This window comes from Diaphorobacter sp. LR2014-1, from assembly GCF_002916785.1.
Classification (GTDB): Bacteria; Pseudomonadota; Gammaproteobacteria; order Burkholderiales; family Burkholderiaceae_C; genus Diaphorobacter; species Diaphorobacter nitroreducens.
Map to the genome: position 1 here is coordinate 253184 of NZ_MTBE01000002.1, position 22362 is coordinate 275545.

Genomic DNA, 22362 nt, shown 5'->3' on the forward strand with positions numbered 1-22362 from the left:
CGCCGGCGGCGCGGGTAATCGGCGCGGCGCGCAGCGGCGCACGGGCCATAGGCGTGGGCGGGGTGGCGCCGGCCCGTCAGGCCAGCAGCCCGCGCCGCGCCAGTGCGTCCAGCACCTGCTGCACGACCTGGTCGCAGCGAGAGCCCGCAAACGGAAAGACGCTGTCGGCGCAGGCCTCCGCCCGCGCGCCCAGCGCGTCGCGCAACATGGCGCGCGAGCGCAGGTAGCGGGTACGCACCAGCTCTTCGCTGATGTCCAGGCAAAAGGCCGCCTCCTGCACGCTCATCTCCTGCACGGCACGCAGGATGAACACGCTGCGGTACAGCGGCGGCAGGCTGTGCACGGCCGACTCCAGCAGGGCGCGCAACTGGGCACGCGCAAGTGCCTGGTCGGGCGCGTCGTCGGGCGGGGCGAAATAGGACATGGCATCCTCCGGCTGCGGCTCCTGGTCGCTGGCCTGCGCGGGATCGATGGCCACGCTGCGCGCACGCCGGCGCAAGACGTCCAAGGCCGTGCGCAGGCAGATGCGCGCCAGCCAGGTGCCCAGCGCGGCATCGCCGCGGAAGGCCCGCAGCCGCGTGAAGGCGCGCAAATAGGCCTCCTGCACCACGTCCTGCGCCTCGGCGTCGTCATGCACCACGCCGCGCGCGGCGCGAAACATCAGCCGGTTGTGGCGCCGCATGATGGCGGCGAAGGCTCCCGCCTCGCCGGCGAGGGCGCGTGTCACCAAGGCCGCGTCCGCCGCACGGTCGGCGATGGGGATGGCAGTGACAACCGCCGCCTGCGGTAAGTCCTCGGATGGGTGCATGGCTCGCCTCGCTTTCGTTGAGACCCTTTGCCCATTGGACGCACGCCGAAGGCCTGGCGTGACAAACACCCGCAATCACCTGCCGCGAACAGGGGCGCTGCCCGCCGCCATGGGAAAATCGCGCCCCTATGCATGCACTGTTCGACGAAGCCGGCAAGTTCCTGGCCGGCCGCATCCTCTCCGAAGCCGAAAGCTCGGCACAGATTGAGCTCGACTCGGGTAAACGCGTCAAGGTCAAGGCCGCCAACATCCTGTTGAAGTTCGACAAGCCCGCCCCGGCCGAGCTGCTGGCGCAGGCGCGCGAGATCGCCGCCGGCGTGGAGCTTCCGCTGGCCTGGGAGTTCGCGCCCGAGGAGGAGTTCGGCTTCGCCGAGTTGGCGCGCGACTATTTTTCTGCCCAGGCGCCAGTGACCGAGCAAGCCGGCATGCTGGTGGCGCTGTTTGAGGCGCCGCACTACTTTCGCCGGGCGGGCAAGGGGCGTTTTCGCAAGGCGTCGGCCGAGGTGCTGCAGCAGGCCCTCGCCGCCATCGAGAAGAAGAAGCAGATCCAGGCGCAGATCGACGCCTGGGCCGCCGAACTCGTCGCCGGCACCTGCCCGCAGCCTGTGCGCGAGCAGCTCTACAAAATTCTGTTCCGCCCCGACAAGAACGCGCCCGAGTACAAGGCCGTGGTCGAGGCCAGCCGCAGCGCGCAGAAGGCTCCGCTGGACCTGTTGCAGGCCGCGGGTGCGATCGACTCCAGCTACCAGTTCCACTGGAAGCGCTTTTTGTTCGACAACTTCCCCAAGGGCACGGGCTTTCCCCAGCTGGCGGCACCCCAGCCGCCGGCCGACCTGCCGCTGGCGGATGTACAGGCCTATTCCATCGACGATTCGGCCACCACCGAGATCGACGACGCCCTGTCGGTGCAGGGCCTGGGCACCGGCACCGTGACGCTGGGCATCCACATTGCCGCGCCGGGCCTGGCGATCCAGCCCGGGGGCGACCTGGACAAGCTGGGGCGCACGCGCCTGTCCACCGTCTACATGCCAGGCTACAAGATCACCATGCTGCCGGGCGACGTGGTGCAGATCTACACGCTGGACGAGGGCCGCGCCAACCCGGCCGTGTCGCTGTATGTGACGATCGACGAGGCCACGCTGGCCATCACCGCCACCGAGACGCGCCTGGAGCGCGTGCCCGTGACGGTGAACCTGCGCCACGACCAGCTCGACCACATCGTGACGGAAGAGTGGTTGGCCGACCCAACCATTCAACATGAAAACACGCCACAGGCCTTGCTGGATCTGCGCGAGCAGCTCTCCTTTTTGCACCGCCTGGCGAAAAGCCTGAAGGCCCAGCGCGAGGTGGTGCGCGGCAAGCCCGAGACCTTCAACCGGCCGGACTACACCTTCCGCCTGAGCGCCGCCCGGCCGCCCGAAGGCGCGAACGCCCCCGCGGGGGGCAGCGCAGCCAGCGAAGCGGCAAGCGTGGGGGCCCACAAGCCCCGCAACGACGGCGCCGAGCCCGATGGCAGCGAACAGGTGCACATCACCACCCGCAAGCGCGGCGCGCCGCTGGACCTGATCGTGGCCGAGGCCGCCATCGTCGCCAACAGCACCTGGGGCAACATGCTGGCCGAGCACGGCGTGCCCGGCATCTACCGCAGCCAGGCGAGCCTGGCGCCCGGTGTGAAGGTGCGCATGTCCACCAAGGCGCTGCCGCACGCCGGCATCGGCGTGAAGAGCTACGCCTGGGCCACCTCGCCGCTGCGCCGCTACGTGGACCTGGTGAACCAGTGGCAGATCATTGCCTGCGCGCGCCACGGCAAGACCGCTGCACTGGCCGCACCGTTCAAGCCCAAGGACGCGGAGCTGTTCTCCATCATCAGCAGCTTCGATGCCGCCTACAGCGCCTACAACGGCTACCAGGCCGGCATGGAGCGCTTCTGGACGCTCAAGTACCTGCAGCAGAACCAGATCACCGAGCTGGACGCCACCGTGTTCAAGGAAGGGCCGAACGGCAGCTTCCTGGTGCGCGCCGACACCCTGCCACTGGTGCTGCCCGTGCTGGGCGCGCAGCAGCTGCCGCGCGGCGCACGCGTGCGCGTCAAGCTCGGCGAGATCGACGAGATCACGCTGGACGTGGCGGGCACCCTGGTGGCGCGCCTGGACGACCCGCTGGATGCCAGCGACGACGGCCCGGTGGACGAGGACGAGGGCGACGAGGAGGCCGTGGCCGGCCCGATCGCCATCGCGGTCGATGTCAACGAGGCCGAGGGCGAGGGCGCCGGCGGCACCGCTGATAATCGGGCGCCGTGACAACCGCTCCCTTGCTCCACCGCCATGCAGCGCGCCGCCCCACAGGGGCGCCGCGGCCTGCAGTGATGGCGGCCCGACGATGAAAATCTCCACCCTGCTTCAACGCCTGACGACGCTGCAGATCGCGCTGGGCGTCTCCATCGCCGTGCATGCCGCACTGCTCACGGTGCGCTTCGTGGACCCCGAGAGCTTCAACCGCGTGTTCCAGGACACGCCGCTGGAGGTGATCCTGGTTAACGCGCAGTCCAACGAGCGCCCCGACAAGGCGCAGGCCATCGCGCAGGCGTCGCTGGCCGGTGGCGGCGAGGCCGCCAAGGGACGCGCCACCAGCCCCCTGCCCTACTCGGCCCTCACCACGATCGGCGACGACCTGGAAGAAGCCCAGCGCAAGATGGACCAGATGCTGGAGCAGCAGACCCAGATGCTGGCCCAGCTGCGCAAGCAGCTCGCCGTGCTGCCCGAGCCCGACCCGCGCAAGCCCAGCCAGAGCACCGACAGCCAGGCCCAGGACGAAAAGCGCCGCCAGTTGGTGAAGCTGCTGGCCGAGATCGAAAAGCGCATCAACGAGGAAAACGCCCGCCCGCGCAAGCGCTACATCAGCCCCGCCACGCGCGAAGAGGTGTACGCCGTGTACTACGACGCGCTGCGCCGCAAGGTCGAGGACAAGGGCACGCAGAACTTCCCCGAGCAGGGCGGCAAGAAGCTCTACGGCGAGCTGATCATGATCCTGACCGTGAACCATGACGGCCGCGTGCTGGCCACCGAGGTGGTGCAGGGCTCGGGCAACCGCCTGCTGGACCGCCGCGCCGAGGCCATCGCCCGCGCCGCGGGGCCCTTTGGCCACTTCGGCCCGGCGATGCGCGCCAAGGCCGATCAGATCGCCGTGGTCTCGCGCTTCAAGTTCACGCGCGACCAGACCCTGGAAACCGACCTGCGCTGATGACCGCCGCCGCCGACCTCTACTGCGTGATGGGCAATCCCATCGCCCATAGCCGCTCGCCGTGGATCCACGCGCGCTTTGCCCAACTGACGGGCCAGTCGCTGCACTACGAGCGCCGCCTGGTTCCGCTGGACGGCTTCGCCCAGGCGCTGCAGAGCTTCGCCGCCGAAGGCGGGCGCGGCTGCAACATCACCGTGCCGTTCAAGCTGGAGGCCGCGCAGCTGGCCACCACGCGCAGCGAGCGCGTGCAGTTGGCCGGCGCGGCCAATACCCTCGTGTTCGACGGCGGCAGCATCCATGCCGACAACACCGACGGCCTGGGCCTGGTGGCCGACATCACGCAAGGCGCGGGCGTTCCGCTCGCCGGGCGCGACGTGTTGCTGGTGGGCGCGGGCGGCGCGGCCGCCGGCGTGCTGGGCCCGCTGCTGCGGCAGCACCCCCGGCGCATCGCCGTCGTGAACCGCACGCCCGCGCGCGCCCAGGCACTGGTGGACAGCCACGCCGCGCTCGCAGCGCTACAAAAAACAGAGCTACTGGCGCTGGACATGCAAGCGCCAGGGGCCGATTTCGATGTGATCATCAACGCCACGGCCAGCAGCCTGGAAGGCGGCCCGGTGCCCGTGCCCGCCAGCGTGCTGCGCCCCGGGAGCCTGGCCTACGACATGATGTACGGCCCCGCGGCGCAGCCCTTTCTGGACTGGGCCACGGGCCACGGCGCCACCGCGCGCGACGGGCTGGGCATGCTGGTGGAGCAGGCGGCCGAGGCGTTCCTGCTCTGGCGCGGCGTGCGCCCGCCGTCGGCCCCGGTGCTGCAGGAGCTGCGCGCGGCCATCGCCGCGGGGGCCTGAGGCATGCGGGGCGCACTGCGCTGGTGCATGCTGGTGCTGCTGGCACTGCTGGCGCTGCAGCTGTTCTTCGTAGCGCGCATCGCGGCCATGGCGGTGATCGACCCGGAATCCACCACCTTCCAGCGGTCCGAGGCCTGGGCGCAATGGTCCCAAGGCAGCGGCATGCGCTGGCGCCAGCAGTGGGTGCCGTACGCACAGATATCCGACCACCTCAAGCGCGCGGTGGTCGCATCGGAGGACGACAACTTCGTCAACCACGACGGCGTGGACTGGGATGCCATCGAAAAGGCCTGGGAGCGCAATGCGCGCATCGAGGCGCAGCTGGCCGCCCGGCCGTCGGCCACGGGCCGCGCGCCCAAGATCCGCGGCGGCTCCACCATCACCCAGCAACTGGCCAAGAACCTGCTGCTGTCGGGCGAGCGCAACCTGGTGCGCAAGGGGCAGGAATTCGTGCTCACCCTGGCGCTGGAGCAGCTCCTGCCCAAGCAGCGCATCCTGGAGATCTACCTGAACAACGTGGAATGGGGGGCAGGCGTGTTCGGCGCCGAGGCCGCCGCGCAGCGCTACTTCGGCAAGAGCGCGCGCCAGCTCACCGCGCCCGAGGCCGCGCGCCTGGCCGTGATGCTGCCGGCGCCCAAACGCTTCGAGAAGGCGCCCGGCTCGGCCTACCTGGCCGGGCGCACGCGCGCGCTGCTGGCGCGCATGGGGCGCAGCGAGTTGCCCTGAACCACATGTCATTCATACAAGCAAAATCGGCCTCAAAACCAATAGCAGCAAGCGCGAACAGCTATAAATTTAATAGTCCATGAGAATCCTTGGCATCGACCCCGGACTGCAGACCACGGGCTTCGGCGTGGTGGACGTGGACGGCCATCGCCTGCGCTACGTGGCCAGCGGCACCGTCCGCACCACGGGGCGCGCCACGGGCCTCGCGCTGGGGGATCTGCCGGGCCGCCTCAAGGTGCTGTTCGACGGCGTGAGCGAGGTGGCAGCGCGCTACCAGCCCAGCACAGCGGCGGTGGAAATCATCTTCGTCAACGTCAACCCGCAGTCCACGCTGCTGCTGGGCCAGGCGCGCGGCGCGGCGCTCACCGCGCTGGTGAATGCCAATCTGCCCGTGGCCGAATACACCGCGCTGCAGATGAAGAAGGCCGTGGTAGGCCACGGCCGCGCGGCCAAGTCGCAGGTGCAGGAGATGGTGCGCCGTCTGCTGGAGTTGCCCGGCCTGCCGGGCACCGATGCCGCCGACGCCCTGGGCCTGGCCATCACCCACGCGCACGCCGGCGCGGCCATGGCCCGCGTGGGCGAGGTCGCGCAGCTCACGCGGCGCCAGCACGCCATGTACAAGGCCGGGCGCAGTTACTGAACGACTGAACGCGGCCCTTGCCTCTGGGGCCTTTCCCTACGCAGCAAGCGCGGGCAAGCCAACGTCCTTCTCCGCCATTTCCCGAGCGGTGGTTGCGCGCGCCAACGCCACGGCCCCCGGCTGCGGCGCGCCGCCCTGCAGCTTGAAGCGGCTGACCGCCTCGGTCAGTCGGCCCGCCTGGTCGCGCAGCGACTGCGACGCGGCTGCGGACTCTTCCACCAGCGCGGCGTTCTGCTGCGTCATCTGATCCAGGTGGCTGACCGATTGGCCCACCTGGCCAATGCTGCCCGCCTGCTCGGCGGCCGCGCTGGTGATCTCGGCCACGATGTCGGAAACCCGGCGGACGCTGGCCACGATCTCGGTCATGGTCTCGCCCGCCTGCGCCACCAGGCGCGAGCCGCCCTCCACCCGCTCGACGGAGGCGCCGATCAGCGCCTTGATTTCCTTGGCGGCGTCGGCGCTGCGTTGCGCCAGGCTGCGCACCTCGCTGGCCACGACGGCAAAGCCCCGGCCCTGTTCACCGGCGCGCGCGGCCTCCACGGCGGCGTTGAGTGCCAGGATGTTGGTCTGGAACGCGATGGAGTCGATCACGCCCGTGATGTCGCCGATGCGCCGCGAGCTGTCGGAAATCTCGCCCATGGTCTGCACCACCTGCGCAACCACCGCGCCGCCGCGCACCGCCACCTCGGCCGCGTTGGCCGCGAGCCCGCTGGCCTGGCGGGACGATTCGGCACTGTGCTGCACCGTGCCGGTGAGCAACTCCATGGACGAGGCGGTCTGCTGCAGGCTGGCGGCGGTCTGCTCGGTGCGCTGGCTCAGGTCCTGGTTGCCCAGGGCGGTCTCGTCACTGGCCGTGGCGATGCTGCCCGCAGCCTGCTGCACCTGGCCCACCAGGGTGCGCAGCGCATCCTGCATGCGGCCCATGGCAGCGACGAGGCTGCCGATCTCGTCGCGCTGGCGGGACTGCACTGTATGCGACAGGTCACCCGCGGCAATGCGCTCGGCCAGCGCACGCGCCTGCTCCAGTGATTGCGTGATGGAACGCACGCTGAACAACGTCAGCGGCACCAGCACCGCCAACCCCAACAGCACGGCTGCAGCAATCAGCGTGGACATGGTGGCGGTGCGCTGGTCCAGGGCGGCGCGCGCCTCTTCCATATGGCCGCGCGCCTGCGTGGCCAGGCTGGCCAGCAGGGCATCGGTGGTGTCCATGTGGGCCTTGAAACGCTCGGCATACGCCCCCGCACCCGCGCCATCAAGCAGGGCGCGCTCGATCTGGTCGAAGATCGGCACGAGCCCGCCTTCGTACTGCCCGACCTCGGCCAGCGCTTTGTCCAGTGCGCCGGTGAATTCCACGTTGCCGGCCTGCACCTCGCGCACCTGCGCCATGCTCTTGCGCAGCGCATCCAATTGGCGGCTCCAGCCCTCACGCAGCGCCTGCACCTCCACGGCGTTGTTGAAGTTGATGATGATGTCCTTCTCGGCGCGGCGCAGGTGCCCCAAGCCGGTGCGAAGTTCGGCCATGTCGGTGAGCGTCTGCACCTGGCGCGCGAACAGCTCTTGCAGCGTGCTGCGCGAGCGGTCGAGCGCAACGTAGCCCAGAGCGCCCACTGCAGTCAGCAGGACCAGGGAAAAAGTCGTGGCGAAATACAGCCGCGCGCGAATGGAAAGCTGCCCCAGAACCCTCATGGCATTCCTTTGCTGAACATGATGACCGGCGTGTGCAAGTTCCACGCCATGGCAGAGATACCGCCTCGTGGGCGGACCGGAATGCAACTGTGTGTTGCAAGCGCTCAATCCCAAGGCAGGGTAATCACGGTCCCGTTGTCTCTGGTGAGATGGGGCTTAGGGAACGCGGCAAGGCATGCCTAGAAAACATATTGTCACAATCTTTGTCCATAGTGCGGTTCGGCCCTAAGGCTTTGGTCACCCCGAACACGCGCATGTCCTTCTCTTCTTCCCCTACCCGCTCTCTTTCCATCGGCCCGCTGGGTCGCCGGCTGCTGGGCCTGTTCATGACGGTGCTGGCGCTGAGTCTGGTCGGCTCGGCCATCGGCGTGTGGTCGCTGCGGCACATCGGCCAATCGACGGACGACATGGTTCAGCACAGCGTGGCCAACGAACGGCTGGTGGCCGACGCCTATCGGCTGCAGGCCATCAATGCCGAGCGCTACAAGGCCGTGGCCTTGAGTTCAGAACCCGAGGTGGGGCAAGCCATCGGCGCCGACATTGCCGCTACGCAGCAGCAGTACGACAGGCTGGTAGCCACCCTGGCACAGCGGCTGGCCGGCACAGCCGACGAGGAACTGCTGTCCCGCGTGAAGGCGCGGGCCGCCGACTTCCACGAGGCCCAGGCCGCACTGGTGCAGGCACGCGACTTCGGCCTCACGTCACGCATTCAGCAGGTGTATGGCGAGCGCTTCCTGCCCGCGTCCCAGGCATTGCTGGGGTCGCTGGATGCGCTCACGCAGTCGCAGCGCCAGTCCATCGACACGGCCGCCCTGGCCGTGGGCGGCTGGAGCCTGCGGGCGCGCTGGTCGCTGCTGGCGTTCGGCAGCCTGTCCCTGGTGCTGGGCACCCTGCTCGCGCTGTGGCTGGTGCGCAGCATCACGCGGCCCATTGCACTGGCCAGCGACACCGCGCAGCGTGTTGCGGGGCTGGACCTACGCCAGGACATCGTGGGCCACGACCGGGATGAAACCGGGCACATGCTGACGTCCCTGTCGGTCATGCAGTCCGCGCTGCGCAGCCTGGCGGGACAGGTGAGCACCTCTGTGCACAGCCTGCACACGGCTTCGTCCGAGATGGCCAACGGCAACGCCCACCTGTCCACCCGCACCGAGGAGGCCGCAGCCAGCCTGCAGGAAACGGCCGCCGCGCTGGAGCATGTGACACGCGCCGTTCAACAATCGGCCGAGACCGCCGAGCATGCCGAGGCACGCGCCGCACAGGCGGCAGCCACCGCGCACGAAGGCAGCAACGTGGTGACGCGCATGGAGCAGACCATGCAGCAAGTGGCCCACAGCGCGCACCAGATCGGCGACATCACGGGCATGATCGACTCGATCGCGTTCCAGACCAACATCCTGGCGTTGAACGCCGCGGTGGAAGCCGCACGTGCCGGCGAACAAGGCCGCGGTTTCGCGGTGGTGGCCAGCGAGGTGCGCAGCCTGGCGAACCGCTCGGCCGAAGCCGCGCGCGAGATCAAGGCATTGATCCAGGCATCCGTGCAGCAGGTGGATGCCGGCGCCACCCTGGCCGCTGATGCGGGGCGAACCATGGCGCAGGTGGTGGCGGCCATCCAGGACGCCGCGCGCACGATGGCCGACATACGCTCCAGCCACCATGCGCAGCAGCAGGACATCCTCTCCATCCACTCGGCCCTGTCGCGGCTGGACCAGATGACCCAGCAGAACGCGGCCCTGGTGGAAGAGTCCGCGGCCGCCACCGAGAGCTTGCGCGGCCAGGCCCATGAGCTGGCGGCGCAGGTCAGCCGCTTCCGCCTGCCGGGTGAACTGGCGCACGCACTGCCGTCGCCCATGCCCACCCGGCTGCTGGCCGCGGCCTGATACGGTCACTTGGAGCCGGCCGGGCATGACAGGCCGGCGGCTTTGCGTGGGTCAGTCGGCGCGGTGGATGGGCACGTAGAGCTCGCCGCCCGTGCGGTTGAACTCCTCGGCCTTGGACTGCAGGCCCTGTTGGGCGAATTCGCGCACTTCCTGCGTGATCTTCATCGAGCAGAACTTCGGCCCGCACATGGAGCAGAAGTGCGCCACCTTGGCGCTGTCCTTGGGCAGGGTCTCGTCGTGGTATTCCTTGGCCGTATCGGGGTCCAGGCCCAGGTTGAACTGGTCCTGCCAGCGGAAGTCGAACCGCGCCTGGCTGAGCGCATCGTCGCGCGCACGGGCACCCGGATGCCCCTTGGCGACGTCTGCCGCGTGGGCCGCGATCTTGTAGGCAATGATGCCCTGCTTCACGTCGTCACGGTCGGGCAGGCCCAGGTGCTCCTTGGGCGTCACGTAGCACAGCATGGCCGTGCCCATCCAGCCGATCATGGCGGCACCGATGGCGCTGGCGATGTGGTCGTAGCCGGGGGCGATGTCGATGGTCAGCGGGCCCAGGGTGTAGAACGGCGCCTCGTGGCAGGTCTTGAGCTGCTCCGTCATGTTGGCCTGGATCATGTGCATGGGCACGTGGCCGGGGCCTTCGATCATGGTCTGCACGTCGTGCTTCCAGGCAATCTGCGTCAGCTCGCCCAGCGTGTGCAGCTCGGCAAACTGGGCTTCGTCGTTGGCGTCCGAGGCGCAGCCGGGGCGCAGGCCATCACCCAGGCTGAACGACACGTCGTACGCCTTCATGATGTCGCAAATGTCCTCAAAGTGCGTGTAGAGGAAGCTCTCCTTGTGGTGCGCCATGCACCACTTGGCCATGATGGAGCCGCCACGGGACACGATGCCCGTGCGGCGCGCGGCGGTGAGCTGGATGTAGGCCAGGCGCACGCCCGCGTGGATGGTGAAATAGTCCACGCCCTGCTCGGCCTGCTCGATCAGCGTGTCGCGGAAGATCTCCCAGGTCAGGTCCTCGGCAATGCCACCGACCTTTTCCAGCGCCTGGTAGATAGGCACCGTGCCGATGGGCACGGGCGAGTTGCGCACGATCCAGTCGCGCGTGGTGTGGATGTTCTTGCCGGTGGACAGGTCCATCACGTTGTCGGCGCCCCAGCGGATGGCCCAGACGAGCTTCTCCACCTCTTCCTCGATGCTCGACGTGACGGCGGAGTTGCCGATGTTGGCGTTGATCTTCACCTTGAAGTTGCGCCCGATGGCCATGGGCTCCACTTCGGGGTGGTTGATGTTGGCGGGAATGATGGCGCGGCCACGGGCGACCTCGTCGCGCACGAACTCGGGCGTGATGATTTTCGGAATGCTCGCACCCAGCGGGTTGCCGGCCAGGCGCTGCTCGCGCGCGGTGTCCTGCATGTATTGCTGCATCCACTCACGGCGACCGTTCTCGCGCAAGGCCACGTATTCCATCTCGGGAGTGACGATGCCCTTCTTCGCGTAGTGCATCTGCGTGACGTTGGCGCCGCTCCTGGCGCGCAGCGGCTGGCGCTGCAGCGCCGCAGCCTCGGCGCGCAGCTGGGCCAGGCGGTCGCCATCCTCGGCCTTCTGGCCGTCGTCCAGCGCCTTGCGCACGCGACCCTCATAGCCCTCGGTGTCGCCGCGCGCGGCAATCCATTCGCCCCGCACGCTCTCCAAACCCTTGCGCACGTCGATCTGCACCGCAGGATCGGTATAGGGGCCGGACGTGTCGTACACGCTCACCACTTCGCCGTTGGTGAGCTGAATGTCGCGCACCGGCACGCGCAGCCCGGGCTGGCTGCCGGCGAGGTAGGACTTGGTGGAAGCGGGAAAGGGTTCGCGCGTGAGCGCAAGCAGGCTGGCGAACTTGTCGGGGGCATTCATGGCGGGCAGCTCCTTCATCGGCGGGATGGATGGAATTGCTCCGCTATCGATCGGATGGACGGACGGAGCACGACCCTTCTTGCGGGTGTACCCGTTTCCCCCTATCCGACTGCAGCTCTTCTTACGCTGGCATGAACCAGATCAAGTTCGCGGTTCCGGCGGTCAGGTCCGCCATCTCAGCACGCCGTTACGTGCACCCCGGAGCGGGGCCGAGTATAGGCGACTTGACCGCCAGCAAGGTGCCTTACAGCAGACGCTCGAGGATCAGCACCAGGAAGAACATGGACGCCGCGATCACGGTCCATTTGACGATGACCAGTCCAAAACGCTTGTAGCGCTGCTGTCCCGTAGCGGCAAAAAAGGCAAACGACACGCCGGCAGCCAGCAGCAGCAGAAGGACAGCCCATCGGAAGATCAACATGCACGCGTCCCCCGTCCATTACCAGGCACGCACCGGCTGTGTGAAACCTGCGGGCGCCTGGCGCTCATTCTCGAAGGTCACGATCTCCCACGCATCCTCGTGGGCCAGCAGTTCGCGCAACAGCAGGTTGTTCATGGCGTGGCCCGAGCGGAAGGCGCTATAGGCCGCCAGCAGCGGCTTGCCGACGAGGTACAGGTCACCCATGGCATCGAGGATCTTGTGGCGGGCGAACTCGGCGTCGTAGCGCAGACCATCGGCGTTGAGCACCTTGTAGTCGTCCATGACGATGGCGTTGTCCAGCCCGCCACCCAGCGCCAGGCCGCTGGAGCGCAGCATCTCCACGTCCTTCGTGAAGCCGAAGGTGCGGGCGCGCGCAATGTCGCGCGCGTAGTTGCCTTCGCCCAGATCGAACTCCGCGCTCTGCCCGGTGGAGTCCACGGCGGGGTGGGCGAAGTCGATGTCGAAGCGCAGCTTGAAGCCATGGTAGGGCTCCAGCCGCGCCCACTTGAGCTGCTGGCCCGTGCCTTCACGCACTTCCACGGGGCGCTTGACCCGTATGAAGCGCTTGGGCGCGTTCTGCAACTCCACCCCCGCGCTTTGCAGCAGGAACACGAAGGAAGCGGACGATCCGTCGAGGATCGGCACCTCCTCCGCCGTGATGTCGATGTAGAGGTTGTCCAGCCCCAGCCCTGCGCAGGCCGACATGAGGTGCTCCACGGTATGCACCTTCGCACCGCCGGCGCCAATGGTCGAGGCCATGCGCGTATCCACGACGGCCGTGGCGGTAATGGGAATGTCCACCGGCTCCGGCAGATCCACGCGGCGGAACACGATCCCCGTGTCCGGCTGTGCCGGGCGCAACGTCAACTCGACCCGCTGGCCGCTGTGCAGGCCTACGCCCACGGCGCGGGTCAGGGTCTTGATGGTGCGTTGCTGAAGCATCCGCCGATTCTAGGCCGCCAGACACGGGCCGGCAGTACCCCTTTTCTATGACGTTGATAGCAGCGAAACGTTCTGCCGCCTGCGCTGCGCGTCGATCTGCAGAAGCGCTGACATACGGACAACGAGCGCGTCGCCGAACAAAATTGGAACAAATGCGGTAATTATGTTAATAAATGTTTACAAAACTCGCCATTTTGGCGAATTTCGGAGAAAGCCCCCCATGACCAAGCTCAGCCTCAAGATGAAGATTCTTGCCATGCTGGGAACGGCGCTGCTCGCGCTGATCGTGATGTCGACCCTGTCGTTGCTGCAGGAGCGCAAGCTCATCATCGACGCCCGCAAGGAAACCCTGACCACCGCCGTGCAGACGGCGCACAGCATCGTCGCCGCTTACAAGGAAGCGGCCGACAAGGGCGCGATGAGCGTAGAGGACGCGCAGAAGGCCGCCAAGGAATCCCTGCGCCTGTCGCGCTACGGCGGTGCGGAAGGCAAGACCGAGTATTTCTACATCTGGACCATGGACAGCCGCGGCGTGATGCACCCCATCAAGCCCAAGTGGGAAGGCCAGGACATGGCCGGCAAGCTCAAGGACGGCGATGGCAACGACCTGCTCAAACAGATCACGGACGCACTGCAGCGCAGCAAGGATGGCAAGGCGTATGTCTCTGCCAGGTTCATGCGCCCTGGCGAGCAGACGCTCGCACCCAAGCTGCAGTACGCCGTGCGCATCGATGGATGGAACTGGATGGTGGGCTCCGGCTTGTACACCGACGATATCGATGCCGCAGTGCGCCAGGCGCTGCTGACCGACCTGCTGGTGGTCGCGCTCGTCACCCTTGCCGTGGGAATGGTCGGTTTTGCGGTGTTCCGCTCGGTGGTGCGCCAGATCGGCGGCGAACCTGCCCACGCCATGAGCGTCATGTCGGAAGTCGCGCAGGGCCATCTGGACACCGCCATCCCTCCCGCGCCCGCAGGATCGCTGATGGATGGGCTGTCGCAGATGGTGGCCTCGCTGCGCCGCCTCGTGGTCGAGGTGCGCAGCGCCTCAGACAGCATTGCCACCGCGGCCAGTGAGATCGCGCAGGGCAACAACGACCTGGCCCATCGCACCGAGGACACGGCCAGCAACCTGCAGGCCACGGCCAGCAGCATGGAAGAGCTCTCCAGCACGGTGCGCCAGACCTCCGACGCCACCCAGACCGCCAACCAATTGGCCGCATCGGCCGCGCAGGTGGCGGCACGCGGCGGGGACGTGGTATCCCAGGTGGTGAGCACCATGGAAGGCATCAACGCCAGCAGCGGCAAGATCAGCGACATCATCGGCGTGATCGACGGTATCGCCTTCCAGACCAACATCCTGGCGCTCAACGCTGCCGTGGAGGCCGCGCGCGCCGGCGAACAAGGCCGGGGCTTTGCCGTGGTGGCCGGAGAAGTCCGCACGCTCGCGCAGCGCAGTGCGCAAGCCGCCAAGGAGATCAAGGCGTTGATCAACGATTCGGTGGAAAAGGTCCGCTCCGGCACGACACTGGTGGACAGCGCCGGCAGCACCATGACCGAGATCGTCAGCAGCGTTCAGCGGGTGACGGACATCATTGGCGAAGTGCGCGCCGCCACCTCCGAGCAAAGCCAGGGCATTGCCCAGGTCAGCACCGCCATGCACCAGCTTGACCAGATGACGCAGCAGAACTCCGCGCTGGTGGAGGAATCCACCGCCGCGGCGGCCAGCCTGCGCGAGCAGGCCATGAAGCTGACCGACGTGGTGGCGCTGTTCCGCGTGCAGGCAGGCGAGGTACAGCGGCCCCGCCCCGCCACGGCGATCACGCGTGCTGCACCCCCGCGGCGCGCCCGGCCGCAAGCGCACCTCGCGCTCTGTCCACTCCCGCGGCACCCGCGCTACAGGCCAAGCCCGCCAAGGCGCCCGGCGCCGGCCCGGACGACGGCGACTGGGAATCGTTCTGACGCCGATCCGTGCGGCGCCCGCAGGCGCCAGCGCGCGCCGTGTAGCGCACGTCATGCGGATGCGCGACCGCACATGAAAAAGCCGCTGGCACGCCAGCGGCTTTTTCATTCAGGCACCTTGGTCGTGGCGCCGGTGGAGCTTCAGTCCGCCTGCTTGCGCAGGAAGGCCGGAATCTCCAGTTCATCCATGCCGCCCGAAGACAGCGCATCCACGCGCGCCGTGGCCACGGAACGGTTGGTGCGCCAGACGCTCGGCACGGCCATGCTGCCGTAGTCGGCCTGGGCCGCACCGCCCACCATGCCGGCGGAAACTCCGACCGCTGCGCCGGCCATCGGCATCTGGTACGCCACGTTGTCCGTGCCGGTGCGCAGGCTGCCCTGCACCACCTGCATGGGCTGGCGGCGCGCGTTCTGGCGCGACAGGCCCGTGGCCACCACGGTCACGCGGATCTCGTCGCCCAGCGTGTCGTCGTATGCCGCGCCGAAGATCACATGCGCGTCCGGCGAGGCGTAGGCGTTGATGGTGTTCATTGCCAGCCGCGATTCGGCCAGCTTGAGGCTGCCCTTGCTTGCCGTGACCAGCACCAGCACGCCCTTGGCGCCCGACAGGTCGATGCCTTCGAGCAGCGGGCAGGCGATGGCCTGCTCGGCCGCGATGCGCGCGCGATCCGGGCCGCTGGCCGTGGCCGTGCCCATCATCGCCTTGCCGGGTTCGCCCATCACGGTGCGCACGTCCTCGAAGTCCACGTTCACCTGGCCGTACTCGTTGATGATCTCGGCGATACCGCCGACCGCGTTCTTGAGCACATCGTTGGCGTGCGCGAAGGCTTCTTCCTGGGTGATGTCATCGCCCAGCACCTCCAGCAGCTTCTCGTTGAGCACGACGATCAGCGAGTCGACGTTGGCTTCGAGCTCGGCCAGTCCATCGTCGGCGTTCTTCATGCGGCGCCCGCCCTCCCAGTCGAAGGGCTTGGTGACCACGCCCACCGTAAGGATGCCCATCTCCTTGGCCACGCGCGCGATCACGGGCGCAGCGCCCGTGCCCGTGCCGCCGCCCATGCCGGCGGTAATGAACAGCATGTGCGAGCCCTGGATGGCCTGGCGGATGTCCTCCTGCGCAGCCTCGGCGGCCTCGCGGCCCTTGTCGGGCTTGCTGCCCGCGCCCAAGCCGCTTGCGCCCAGTTGGATGGTGCGATGCGCCGTGCTGCGGGTGAGCGCCTGCGCGTCGGTGTTGGCCGTGACGAACTCCACGCCCTGCACGTTGCGCGAGATCATGTGCTCGACGGCGTTGCCGCCGCCCCCGCCGACACCGATCACCTTGATCTGCGTGCCCTGGTTGAACTCTTCGGACTCGATCATTTCGATGGTCATGATGGTGCTCCTGAAACTTGGGTTGTGATTTGCAATTGCCGTAGGTTGGTGTTTGTTAGGGGACGGTCATTGCCGTCGGGCGGAGGCGCGGTACTTCGCCATCGCCCGCGGCGCCGCGGCGGCGGACTGGCGCGTGCCATCCAGAGCGGGGGGAAGGTCATGTCAGAAGTTCCCCACGATGAAGTCCTTGAACCGGCCGAACGCGGTCTTCACCGAGCCGCTCTTGGCTGCCACCTTGAAGCCGCGCAGGCGCGCCAGGCGCGCCTCTTCCAGCAGGCCCATGACCGTGGCGGCGCGCGGCTGGGCAATCATGTCGGCCAGCGCGCTGGAGTACTTCGGGATGCCGCGGCGCACGGGCTTGAGGAAGATGTCCTCGCCCAGCTCCACCATGCCCGGCATGACGGAGCTGCCGCCCGTGATCACGATGCCCGAGGACAGCACCTCCTCATAGCCGGACTCGCGGATCACCTGCTGCACCAGCGAGAAGATCTCCTCCACGCGCGGTTCGATCACACCCGCCAGCGCCTGCTTGGACAGCATGCGCGGGCTGCGGTCGCCCAGGCCCGGCACCTCGACCTGCGCCTCAGGGTCGGCGAGCAACTGCTTGGCGTAGCCGCTCTCCACCTTGATGTCCTCGGCGTCCTTGGTGGGTGTGCGCAGCGCCATCGCGATATCGCTGGTGATCAGGTCGCCCGCGATCGGGATCACCGCCGTGTGGCGGATCGCCCCCCCGGTGAAGATGGCCACATCGGTGGTGCCCGCGCCAATGTCCACCACGGCCACGCCCAGTTCGCGCTCGTCATCGGTAAGGACGGCCTGGCTGCTCGCCAGCGGGTTCAGCATCAGCTGCTCCACTTCCAGGCCGCAGCGGCGCACGCACTTGATGATGTTCTCGGCCGCGCTCTGCGCGCCGGTCACGATGTGGATCTTGGCCTCCAGGCGGATGCCGCTCATGCCGATGGGCTCTTTGACATCCTGCCCGTCGATCACGAACTCCTGCGGCTCCACCAGCAGCAGCCGCTGGTCGCTGGAGATGTTGATGGCCTTGGCCGTCTCCACCACGCGCGCCACGTCCGCCGGCGTGACCTCCTTGTCCTTCACGGCCACCATGCCGCTGGAGTTGAGGCCGCGGATATGGCTGCCCGTGATGCCGGTATAGACGCGCTGGATCTTGCAGTCGGCCATCAACTCGGCCTCCTTCAGCGCCTGCTGGATGCTCTGCACCGTGGCGTCGATGTTCACCACCACGCCGCGCTTCAAGCCGTTGCTGGGGGCTACGCCCAGGCCGGCCAGCTTCAGCTCGCCCCCGGGCAGCACTTCAGCGACGACTGCCATGACCTTGGCGGTGCCGATGTCCAGCCCCACGACCACGTCTTTGTATTCTCTTGCCATAGTTCTCTGTCCTGCCCTCAGTTGTTCTGCCCCGCCCTGCGCGCACGCGACGCCGCGCGCAGCGCAGCCGCCTTCTGTGCGTCCGTACTCACGGTGGTGACGCCGCGCAGGCGCAGCGCATAGCCGCTTTCATGCCGCAAGTCGGCGTACTCCAGCGCATCCACGCGACGCCCCTGCCGCTGCGCCACGTCCGGCAGCGTGTGCACCAAACGCGACACGCGCTGCATCAGCAATTGCGTCGAGCCACTCCCCAGCTCCAGCACCGCCCCGCTGTCCAGCGTGACCCGCCAGCCTCCATTCCCCGTGAGCTGCAACGAGTCGATGCCGGAACCCAGCGGCGCCAACGCGGGCGCCAGCTGGCGGTACATCTGCAGCAACTCCGCGGAGCGCTCGGGCGTGCCCATCAGGCGCGGCAGGTTGTCCTGCTCCAGGTCGCCCGCGTCGGCTTCAAAGACCTCGCCCCGGCTATTGACCAGGGTGTCGCTGCCTTCGGCCCCCCAGTAGGCGACCACGTCGTGCTCCTGCAGCTGCACGCGCAGTCCACTAGGGAACTCGCGGCGCACATAAGCCTGCCGCACCCAGGGCACCTGCTCGAAGGCGCGGCGCGCGGCCTGCAAGTCGATGGTGAAGAAGTTGCCCACGAGTTGCGGCGCAACGTTGGCACGCAGGCTCAACGCGCTGGTGTGCACGAGGTCGCCCTCCACCACGATGCGCCCGATCGAAAACGCAGGGTGGCGCAGCAGCCAGCCTCCGCCCACCGCCAGCACGGCCAGGGCGCAGCCCAGGAACAGGACCGTAGCGGTCATGTTCATGAGGCGAACGTCCAGCGGTGCGGGCAGCGTGTTGTTCATACCGGCTCCCGTCCTCCTGCCGCACCGGCCCGGCCCTGCAGCGCGTCCAGCGACGCGCTCGCCAGGATGCGCAGGCACAGGTCGGGGTAGCTGACGCCGCTGGCATTGGCCGACATCGGCACCAGCGAGTGGCCGGTCATGCCGGGCGAGGTGTTGATTTCCAGCAGGAAGGGCTTGCGGTCGCTCGCGCGGATCATGATGTCGGCGCGCGCCCAGCCGCGGCAACCCAGCGTACGGTAGGCCTGCACGACGATGCGCTGGATCTCGCGCTCCTCGGCCTCGGGCAGGCCGCTCGGGCAGTGGTACTGCGTGACGTCGGTGAAGTACTTGTTCTGGTAGTCGTAGTTGCCCTGGGGCGCCTCGATGCGGATCACCGGCAGCGCGCGCGCCTCGGCGCCTTGGCCCAGTATGGGACAGGTGGTCTCGTCACCATCGATGAACTGCTCGCACAGCACCTCGGGGTCATGCTGCGCGGCCAGCAGATACGCCTGTTCGCACTGCCCCAGCGAAGTGACCTTGGTCAGGCCGATGGTGGAGCCCTCGCGCGAGGGCTTGACGATCATCGGCGCGCCCAGCTCCTGGAAGGCCTGGGCCGTCTCCGCACTGCTGGACACCAGGCGCCAGTCTGGCGTGGGCAGGCCGTCCGCGCGCCAGATGCGCTTGGTCATGATCTTGTCCATGGCGACGCTGGACGCCATCACGCCGGGACCGGTGTACGGAATGCCCAGCAGCTCCAGCGCGCCCTGCACCGTACCGTCCTCGCCATGGCGGCCGTGCAGCGCGATGAAGCAGCGGCTGTAGCCGTGGGCCTTGAGCTCCGACAGATCACTGTGCGCGGGGTCGAACGCATGCGCGTCCACGCCGCGCGAGCGCAGCGCCTGCAGCACGCCGCCGCCCGACATCAGCGACACCTCACGCTCGGCCGACGTGCCCCCCATGAGCACGGCCACTTTGCCCAGCGCCTTCACATCAATCTTGGGGTCATTTTGGCTCATTGCGCCCGTCCTTCCTGCGCTAGCAGCTCATTTTTTTGTAGCAAATCAACCACCTTGGCGGGTACGCCACCGATCGAGCCCGCCCCCATGCACAGCACCACATCGCCATCCCGGGCGCCCGCGGCAATGCGCTGCGGCATGTCGGCCACGTTGTCGATGAACACCGGCTCCACCGTCCCGGCCACGCGCAGTGCGCGTGCCAGCGACCGGCCGTCGGCCGCCACGATGGGCGCCTCGCCCGCGGCATAGACCTCGGTCAGCAGCACCGCGTCGGCTGTGCCCAGCACCTTGACGAAGTCCTCGAAGCAGTCGCGCGTGCGGCTGTAGCGGTGCGGCTGGAAGGCCAGCACCAAGCGCCGCCCCGGATACGCCCCGCGCGCGGCCGCAAGCGTGGCCGCCATCTCCACCGGGTGGTGCCCGTAGTCCTCGATGAACGTGAAGTGCCCCCCACCCTGCGCGGGCAGGTCGCCGTGGCGCTGGAAGCGCCGCCCCACCCCGGTGAAACCAGCGAGTGCGCGCAGCAGGGCCTCGTCGGGCACGTTCAGCTCGGCCGCCACGGCGATCACCGCCAGGGCGTTGAGCACGTTGTGCTCGCCGGCCAGGTTGAGCACGACCTGCAGGTCCGGCAGCGTCACGCCGTTGCGCCGCTGCACGGTGAAATGCATCTGCGTGCCCACGGCACGCACATCCACGGCGCGCACCTCGGCATCTTCGGACAGGCCGTAGCTCGTCACCGGGCAGGTCACCAGCGGCAGGATGTCGCGCACCGCCGGGTTGTCGATGCACAGGATGGCCGTGCCGTAAAACGGCATGCGGTGCAGGAAGTCCACGAATGCCTGCTTGAGCCGGCCGAAGTCGTGGCCGTAGGTCTCCATGTGATCGGCATCGATGTTGGTGACCACCGCCATCACGGGCAGCAGGTTGAGGAACGAGCCATCCGACTCGTCGGCCTCGACCACGATGTACTCGCCCTGGCCCAGCTTGGCATTGGTGCCCGCGCTGTTCAGCCGCCCGCCGATCACGAAGGTCGGGTCCAGCCCCGCCTCCCCCAGCACGCTGGCCACCAGGCTGGTGGTGGTGGTCTTGCCGTGTGCGCCGGCAATGGCGATGCCCTTGCGCAGGCGCATCAGCTCGGTCAGCATCAACGCGCGCGGCACCACGGGTATCTTGCGCTCACGCGCGGCCAGCACCTCGGGGTTGTCGGCCTGCACAGCGGTGGAGGTCACCACGGCGTCCGCACCAGCGATGTGCGCCGCCGCGTGGCCCACATGGGTGGCCACGCCCAGTGACTGCAGGCGGCGCAGCGTGGGGCTGTCGGCCAGGTCGGAGCCGGAAACCACATAGCCCAGGTTGTGCAACACCTCGGCAATGCCGCACATGCCGGAGCCGCCGATGCCGACGAAGTGGATGTGGCGAATGGCCTGCTTCATCGTGCCAGCCTTTCACATGCCGCGACGATGTCGCGGGTTGCGTTGATCTTTCGCATCGTGCGTGCCTTTTGCGCCTTGGCCAGCAGGTCCTGGCGCTTCATGTTCTGCAGCATCTCGGCCAGGCCGTGGGCGGTCAGGTCGGCCTGCTGCACCAGCCAGCCCCCGCCCACCTTCACCAGGTACTGCGCGTTGGTGGTCTGGTGGTCGTCCACCGCGTGCGGGAATGGCACGAAGACCGCCGCAGCCCCCACGGCCGCAATCTCCGTCACCGTGCTGGCGCCCGCGCGGCACAGCACCAGGTCCGCTTCGGCGAACGCGGCTGCGGTGTCCTCGATGAACGGCGTGAGCGTGGCCTCGACGCCCGCCGCCGCGTAGCTGCGGCGCAGCGCCTCGATCTGGGACTCTCCGCTCTGGTGGGTGACGATGGGTCGGTCCTGCTCATGGATCCATGCCAGCGCCTGGGGCACGATGTCGTTGAGCGCCTTGGCGCCCAGACTGCCGCCCACCACCAGCAGGCGCAGCGGACCTTCGCGCCCGGCAAGGCGCCGCTCGGGACGGGGCTGGCGCGTAAAGGCGCGCCGCATGGGGTTGCCCACCCACTGCGCATCGGGCAGCACATTGGGAAAGGCCGTGTAGACCCGCGTGGCCAGCCGCGACAGCAGCTTGTTGGCCATGCCGGGCACTGAGTTCTGCTCGTGCAGCAGCAGCGGCTTGCGCGCCAGGCGCGCGGCAATGCCGCCAGGGAAGGTGACGTACCCGCCCAGGCCGATCACCACGTCCGGCTGCAGCCGACGCACGACCGCGCGCGCCTGCAGGCATGCGCGCGCCAGCCGCAGCGGCAAGGCCAGCAGCGTCTTCAGGCCCTTGCCGCGCACGCCGGAGAAATCGATGGGCTCGAACGCAAAACCGCGCGGCGGCACCAGGCGCTCTTCCATGCTGCCGGGCGTGCCCAGCCAATGCACCTGCCAGCCACGTTCGCGCAGCGCCTCGGCCAGTGCCAGGCCAGGAAAGATATGTCCACCCGTTCCACCGGCCATGACCAGCGCCGTGCGTTGGCGCGCGGGAAGGGAGTGCGCAGAGCGCTCCAGGACCTGCGTCGCGGGAAAGTTGGACTGAACGCCCTCGCGCCGTCCGGCCCGCGCGCGCGCGGATCGCCCACGGCGGGGGTGCTGGCTGTGGCCGAAACGTGACGTCATGTCGGCACTCCTGGTGCGCGGCGCGCGCGCAGGGGCATGGCAAGCCGGCAGTACCGACGCACTGCCACAAGCCCGAGG

Annotated in this window: 17 protein-coding genes, 1 pseudogene and 1 riboswitch; of the genes and pseudogenes, 7 read left to right on the forward strand and 11 right to left on the reverse strand. The window is 68.3% G+C overall.

Going from position 1 to position 22362, the window contains the following annotated elements; genetic code table 11:
* Positions 1 to 76 precede the first annotated feature (76 nt).
* Positions 77 to 808 (reverse strand): RNA polymerase sigma factor, encoded by a 732-nt coding sequence (locus BV908_RS03095; RefSeq protein WP_103737176.1) that lies wholly within the window; start codon positions 806 to 808, stop codon positions 77 to 79.
* Between the two features lie 128 nt (positions 809 to 936).
* On the opposite strand from BV908_RS03095, the gene BV908_RS03100 reads away from it, so the two are divergent.
* The 5 genes from BV908_RS03100 to ruvC all read left to right on the forward strand — a co-directional run bounded on the left by BV908_RS03100 (position 937) and on the right by ruvC (position 6262).
* The gene (locus BV908_RS03100; protein WP_103737177.1) at positions 937 to 3108 is read left to right on the forward strand and encodes an RNB domain-containing ribonuclease; all 2172 of its coding nucleotides are present in this window, start codon (positions 937 to 939) and stop codon (positions 3106 to 3108) included.
* Positions 3109 to 3187: 79 nt separating this feature from the next.
* A complete protein-coding gene (locus BV908_RS03105) occupies positions 3188 to 4048 on the forward strand; it encodes a TonB family protein (RefSeq protein ID WP_015914250.1) in 861 nt (286 codons plus the stop codon).
* Positions 4048 to 4896, forward strand: a complete 849-nt coding sequence (aroE, locus tag BV908_RS03110; protein WP_011806750.1) for a shikimate dehydrogenase — start codon at positions 4048 to 4050, stop codon at positions 4894 to 4896. Before BV908_RS03105 ends, aroE begins: the two co-directional genes overlap by 1 nt.
* 3 nt (positions 4897 to 4899) lie before the next feature.
* Positions 4900 to 5622: a monofunctional biosynthetic peptidoglycan transglycosylase gene (mtgA, locus tag BV908_RS03115; protein ID WP_103737178.1), complete on the forward strand. Its 723-nt coding sequence runs from the start codon at positions 4900 to 4902 to the stop codon at positions 5620 to 5622.
* Positions 5623 to 5701: 79 nt separating this feature from the next.
* Positions 5702 to 6262 carry a crossover junction endodeoxyribonuclease RuvC gene (gene ruvC / locus BV908_RS03120; protein WP_011806752.1) on the forward strand — a complete coding sequence of 187 codons (561 nt, stop codon included), beginning with the start codon at positions 5702 to 5704 and terminating at the stop codon, positions 6260 to 6262.
* A 36-nt stretch (positions 6263 to 6298) separates the two neighbouring features.
* Here the strand turns inward: ruvC and BV908_RS03125 are convergent, their stop codons facing one another.
* Positions 6299 to 7951, reverse strand: coding sequence for a methyl-accepting chemotaxis protein (locus tag BV908_RS03125; RefSeq protein WP_103737179.1), 1653 nt, complete (start codon positions 7949 to 7951; stop codon positions 6299 to 6301).
* Between the two features lie 254 nt (positions 7952 to 8205).
* Between BV908_RS03125 and BV908_RS03130 the strand changes: the two genes are divergently transcribed.
* The gene (locus tag BV908_RS03130; RefSeq protein ID WP_103737180.1) at positions 8206 to 9831 is read left to right on the forward strand and encodes a methyl-accepting chemotaxis protein; all 1626 of its coding nucleotides are present in this window, start codon (positions 8206 to 8208) and stop codon (positions 9829 to 9831) included.
* A gap of 51 nt (positions 9832 to 9882) precedes the next feature.
* Here the strand turns inward: BV908_RS03130 and thiC are convergent, their stop codons facing one another.
* The 3 genes from thiC to lpxC form a co-directional block, all read right to left on the reverse strand.
* Positions 9883 to 11727, reverse strand: coding sequence for a phosphomethylpyrimidine synthase ThiC (gene thiC, locus BV908_RS03135; protein WP_103737217.1), 1845 nt, complete (start codon positions 11725 to 11727; stop codon positions 9883 to 9885).
* Positions 11728 to 11828: 101 nt separating this feature from the next.
* Positions 11829 to 11938: riboswitch (TPP riboswitch) on the reverse strand.
* Between the two features lie 33 nt (positions 11939 to 11971).
* Positions 11972 to 12148, reverse strand: coding sequence for a hypothetical protein (locus tag BV908_RS22400; protein ID WP_011806756.1), 177 nt, complete (start codon positions 12146 to 12148; stop codon positions 11972 to 11974).
* Positions 12149 to 12166: 18 nt separating this feature from the next.
* Positions 12167 to 13090 carry a UDP-3-O-acyl-N-acetylglucosamine deacetylase gene (gene lpxC / locus BV908_RS03140; RefSeq protein WP_015914257.1) on the reverse strand — a complete coding sequence of 308 codons (924 nt, stop codon included), beginning with the start codon at positions 13088 to 13090 and terminating at the stop codon, positions 12167 to 12169.
* A 289-nt stretch (positions 13091 to 13379) separates the two neighbouring features.
* Here lpxC and BV908_RS03145 point away from each other — a divergent pair.
* A pseudogene (locus BV908_RS03145) lies at positions 13380 to 14708 on the forward strand (methyl-accepting chemotaxis protein); the annotation flags it as partial.
* Positions 14709 to 15190: 482 nt separating this feature from the next.
* Here BV908_RS03145 and ftsZ read toward each other — a convergent pair.
* From ftsZ to murG, 6 genes are all read right to left on the reverse strand, one after another.
* Positions 15191 to 16420 (reverse strand): cell division protein FtsZ, encoded by a 1230-nt coding sequence (gene ftsZ, locus BV908_RS03150; protein ID WP_011806759.1) that lies wholly within the window; start codon positions 16418 to 16420, stop codon positions 15191 to 15193.
* A 162-nt stretch (positions 16421 to 16582) separates the two neighbouring features.
* The gene (ftsA, locus tag BV908_RS03155) at positions 16583 to 17812 is read right to left on the reverse strand and encodes a cell division protein FtsA (protein ID WP_015914259.1); all 1230 of its coding nucleotides are present in this window, start codon (positions 17810 to 17812) and stop codon (positions 16583 to 16585) included.
* A gap of 17 nt (positions 17813 to 17829) precedes the next feature.
* Positions 17830 to 18663: a cell division protein FtsQ/DivIB gene (locus BV908_RS03160; protein ID WP_015914260.1), complete on the reverse strand. Its 834-nt coding sequence runs from the start codon at positions 18661 to 18663 to the stop codon at positions 17830 to 17832.
* Entirely contained in the window at positions 18660 to 19658 is a 999-nt protein-coding gene (locus tag BV908_RS03165; RefSeq protein ID WP_103737181.1) for a D-alanine--D-alanine ligase, read from the reverse strand. Before BV908_RS03165 ends, BV908_RS03160 begins: the two co-directional genes overlap by 4 nt.
* Positions 19655 to 21088, reverse strand: a complete 1434-nt coding sequence (murC, locus tag BV908_RS03170) for a UDP-N-acetylmuramate--L-alanine ligase (RefSeq protein ID WP_103737182.1) — start codon at positions 21086 to 21088, stop codon at positions 19655 to 19657. Before murC ends, BV908_RS03165 begins: the two co-directional genes overlap by 4 nt.
* On the reverse strand, positions 21085 to 22284 hold the full coding sequence (gene murG, locus BV908_RS03175; protein WP_011806764.1) for an undecaprenyldiphospho-muramoylpentapeptide beta-N-acetylglucosaminyltransferase: 1200 nt from the start codon (positions 22282 to 22284) through the stop codon (positions 21085 to 21087). Before murG ends, murC begins: the two co-directional genes overlap by 4 nt.
* Positions 22285 to 22362 lie beyond the last annotated feature (78 nt).

Bases quoted from the DNA above. Each gene is read 5' to 3' on its own strand.
- BV908_RS03095 (WP_103737176.1), bottom strand. From the start codon at position 808: ATGCACCCATCCGAGGACTTACCGCAGGCGGCGGTTGTCACTGCCATC.
- BV908_RS03100 (WP_103737177.1), top strand. From the start codon at position 937: ATGCATGCACTGTTCGACGAAGCCGGCAAGTTCCTGGCCGGCCGCATC.
- BV908_RS03105 (WP_015914250.1), top strand. From the start codon at position 3,188: ATGAAAATCTCCACCCTGCTTCAACGCCTGACGACGCTGCAGATCGCG.
- aroE (WP_011806750.1), top strand. From the start codon at position 4,048: ATGACCGCCGCCGCCGACCTCTACTGCGTGATGGGCAATCCCATCGCC.
- mtgA (WP_103737178.1), top strand. From the start codon at position 4,900: ATGCGGGGCGCACTGCGCTGGTGCATGCTGGTGCTGCTGGCACTGCTG.
- ruvC (WP_011806752.1), top strand. From the start codon at position 5,702: ATGAGAATCCTTGGCATCGACCCCGGACTGCAGACCACGGGCTTCGGC.
- BV908_RS03125 (WP_103737179.1), bottom strand. From the start codon at position 7,951: ATGAGGGTTCTGGGGCAGCTTTCCATTCGCGCGCGGCTGTATTTCGCC.
- BV908_RS03130 (WP_103737180.1), top strand. From the start codon at position 8,206: ATGTCCTTCTCTTCTTCCCCTACCCGCTCTCTTTCCATCGGCCCGCTG.
- thiC (WP_103737217.1), bottom strand. From the start codon at position 11,727: ATGAATGCCCCCGACAAGTTCGCCAGCCTGCTTGCGCTCACGCGCGAA.
- BV908_RS22400 (WP_011806756.1), bottom strand. From the start codon at position 12,148: ATGTTGATCTTCCGATGGGCTGTCCTTCTGCTGCTGCTGGCTGCCGGC.
- lpxC (WP_015914257.1), bottom strand. From the start codon at position 13,090: ATGCTTCAGCAACGCACCATCAAGACCCTGACCCGCGCCGTGGGCGTA.
- ftsZ (WP_011806759.1), bottom strand. From the start codon at position 16,420: ATGACCATCGAAATGATCGAGTCCGAAGAGTTCAACCAGGGCACGCAG.
- ftsA (WP_015914259.1), bottom strand. From the start codon at position 17,812: ATGGCAAGAGAATACAAAGACGTGGTCGTGGGGCTGGACATCGGCACC.
- BV908_RS03160 (WP_015914260.1), bottom strand. From the start codon at position 18,663: ATGAACAACACGCTGCCCGCACCGCTGGACGTTCGCCTCATGAACATG.
- BV908_RS03165 (WP_103737181.1), bottom strand. From the start codon at position 19,658: ATGAGCCAAAATGACCCCAAGATTGATGTGAAGGCGCTGGGCAAAGTG.
- murC (WP_103737182.1), bottom strand. From the start codon at position 21,088: ATGAAGCAGGCCATTCGCCACATCCACTTCGTCGGCATCGGCGGCTCC.
- murG (WP_011806764.1), bottom strand. From the start codon at position 22,284: ATGACGTCACGTTTCGGCCACAGCCAGCACCCCCGCCGTGGGCGATCC.